The organism is uncultured Agitococcus sp. (assembly GCF_937920075.1).
In the GTDB taxonomy this organism is placed as follows: domain Bacteria; phylum Pseudomonadota; class Gammaproteobacteria; order Pseudomonadales; family Moraxellaceae; genus Agitococcus.
The window spans coordinates 1-2,850 of sequence record NZ_CALETI010000200.1 but is presented as its reverse complement, the minus strand read 5'-3'; the positions used below and the strand labels follow the sequence as shown (position 1 = coordinate 2,850).

3 protein-coding genes are annotated in these 2,850 nt (G+C 37.3%); 1 reads left to right on the top strand and 2 read right to left on the bottom strand.

Annotated features, from left to right (window positions below; translation table 11 throughout):
• Window positions 1-89 precede the first annotated feature (89 nt).
• On the bottom strand, window positions 90-650 hold the full coding sequence (locus tag Q0212_RS07400) for a hypothetical protein (RefSeq protein WP_297924096.1): 561 nt from the start codon (window positions 648-650) through the stop codon (window positions 90-92).
• Window positions 643-1,056 carry a hypothetical protein gene (locus tag Q0212_RS07395; RefSeq protein ID WP_297924094.1) on the bottom strand — a complete coding sequence of 138 codons (414 nt, stop codon included), beginning with the start codon at window positions 1,054-1,056 and terminating at the stop codon, window positions 643-645. The genes Q0212_RS07400 and Q0212_RS07395 overlap by 8 nt, the downstream gene beginning before the upstream one ends.
• A 202-nt stretch (window positions 1,057-1,258) precedes the next feature.
• Between Q0212_RS07395 and Q0212_RS07390 the strand changes: the two genes are divergently transcribed.
• On the top strand, window positions 1,259-2,758 hold the full coding sequence (locus tag Q0212_RS07390) for a MobA/MobL family protein (protein WP_297924092.1): 1,500 nt from the start codon (window positions 1,259-1,261) through the stop codon (window positions 2,756-2,758).
• The last annotated feature ends 92 nt before the right edge of the window (window positions 2,759-2,850 follow it).

Here is a 2,850-nt window from a genome sequence, read left to right as displayed (position 1 = left end):
TAGAGGTTGGTTATTAGGGGGTTGCACCCCCTCCCCATTCCGCTATCGCTCCATTGCGTCGCCTATCGGCTCCTGCCCCGCTTATGTTCCTACTCTAAAGACCACATTTGAGTATCACAGTCTATCGATTGATTACTCCATTTAGCATAGGCTTGTTTAGTTTTACAGCTAGAATTGATATATTTCAAGTAACCTGTGGCTTTGTTTGCCTGATATTGCAGTTTGTAATTATCCGTTAATTGGGCAGGAATTTTAAAATACCAGTTTACGCCCCAGCCTGCCATAAATCCAAAAACCAAGGTTAACAGAACAACCCAGAATTTTAGTTGCCACCCTGTCCCATTTGAAAGTAAGCTATTGTTGCGTTCTATGGCTCTGGTTTGTGTTTTAACTTCATCGGTGAGGCTAGATAGGCTTACTGTGCTTATTGCGTTTGTTACCGCTTGTTTGATGGTTTGGTCTATCGTTGAGGTGTCTAGTTTGGGTTTTATGTTTGCTGCACCATAAACCGCAGTTTTATAGTCTTCAACAAGTTTTTTAAGTTCTGCGGTGTCAACTGGTGCTTTATACTGGTTTAACTTAGCTAAAAAATCGTCTTGGATTTCCTTTTGCTTTTTTAGAAAAGCTTTGATTAAGGTTTGATCATCCATTATTGCGCTCATCTAAAAATTTCTTACCTTGGTTTTTGTAAAACTCAAGCCAGTTTTGTTTATTGTCAGCGGTTAAACCAAAGCCATTGGTACTTAACTCTTGTTTAGCTTTTATTAGTAATCCAATAAGTGCATTTTTTAGGTTTACGTCATCGGATATTTTATCAAACTCTTCTGCGCCAAAAATTAAAGGGATTAAACCACCCCAATCATAAATTTTTTTATTGCGAAGTTTACGAGCTTGGTTTTTTTGCTCTTTTTCTTTCTCTCGTTCGATTTGTTTAGCTAATTTTTCTTTGGCTTTTAACTGTTGATGTTCTAATCGTTTTAGTTGCAATTCTAATTGTTTAACGGTTAGTTTTTTTGTTTCTATTTTCTGGTTTATATCTTGGGTATTATCGGTCATGGTGCTTGCTCCGTGAAATGTTATTGATTCAGATAGCAATTATACAATATTGCGCCGTATCTTCTGGTATAATTGTGTTTATATCTAGGACGGCGCTAGTAGTACTCTTAATCGAAGCATGAGATAAGAGCGCACTTTACGCCTTGCTACGCAAAGCAGTGCGTTACTTTTTACAAAAGTAACAAAATAGGAATACACAAAAATGGCAATTTATACAATGCAAATAAAAACAGTTAGCCGAAGTAGCGGACATAGCGCAACGGCTAAAATTGCATATAATTGCCGTGATAAAATTACCGACTTGCGCACTGGCGAAATTCACAAATATAATAGTAAAAAAATGTCAGAAGATTTAGTTCACTCAGAAATCACCTACAAAGATTTAACACTAGATAAAAAAGAACGTTCCGAGATTTGGAATAATGCCGAACTTGCTGAAAACCGCAAAGATAGCAGAACTGCTAGAGAGTATGTTGTAGCATTACCAAAAGAATTAAGCACTGAGCAAAATATAGAACTTGTTAGAGAATTTGCCAAAGAGTTAACCAGTAAATATAACAATCTAGCGGATTGGGCAATACACAATGAAAAAGACGGTAACGGCAATATTCACGCTCATATTTTAACCACTACCAGAGAATTTAACCCAGAGACTAAACAGCTAGGCGAACGCACTGCCATTGAGTGGAACAATATCAAATGCCAAAAAAATAATGTGCCAGTAACGCAAGAACAGATTAAGGAGATCCGCAAGGATTGGGAGACTATCCAAAATAAACATCTTGCAATGGCAGGGCTGGATTTAGCGGTTAGTTGTGAACGCAAGGAAGATAGAGAAACAGTAAAAAAACATCTAGGTAAAGAAGCTGTATCACTTGAACGGCAAGGAATAGAAACTGAGCTTGGTAATCATAATCGAACGATTGATAATGTCGTGCAGTTGGAAAGGCAGATTTATAGTGATGGCAATAACCTAGCCCGAGAACGTGCAGAGTTAGAACGGTTAGAGCTACAGAAACAAGCTATTGAACGGCAACAGCGGATTGATGAACAGCTTAAACAACAACTAGAATTGGCGAGACAACATGAATTAATGCGCCTAGAGTTGTTGCGACAAGAGCAGGCAAAGCAAGCCGAAGAGAAGAAACAAGCCGAACTAAAAGCTAAGGAACAAGAAAAAATTGCACGGTTAAAAGTACCTACCGACAATTTTATAACTGCGAACAGTCGTTATAAGCTTTTTGATATTGCCAGAGAACATAAGGAATTTTTTACTAAGCAGAATGTAGGCGATTATGAGTACTGGACTAGTCGCAATGGTGATATAGACGTACATAAAACACATATAAACATTAATAAACAAAGCGATGAGAGCATAAAATTAGCCTTAGATGTTGCAGTTAGCCAATTTGGTGACAAGCTCAACATTAACGGTAATGATGATTTTATTAAGGCTACTATTGAAATTATCGCCAGTGATGAACGTTATGCCAAGATTAGCCTAGACAAACCAGAGCATCAGGAGATGTTAGACAGTAAACGATTGGATATTGAAATTGAAAAAGCAGTAGATTTAGACCTAGACAATATCCCTGATTTAGATATTTCAAATGCGCCAGACATGAATTTAGATGAGCCGAAGCAGCAGAGAAAACATGAGCTTGAGCACAAAATGGATAGAGGCTGGGGGATGAGTAGATAAGACATGAGCAGAAAAAGTTAGGATTAAGTAATTAAAATGATAAAATTCAGAATACAGACATTTGAAAACAATTAAGAACAGGTAAATACATG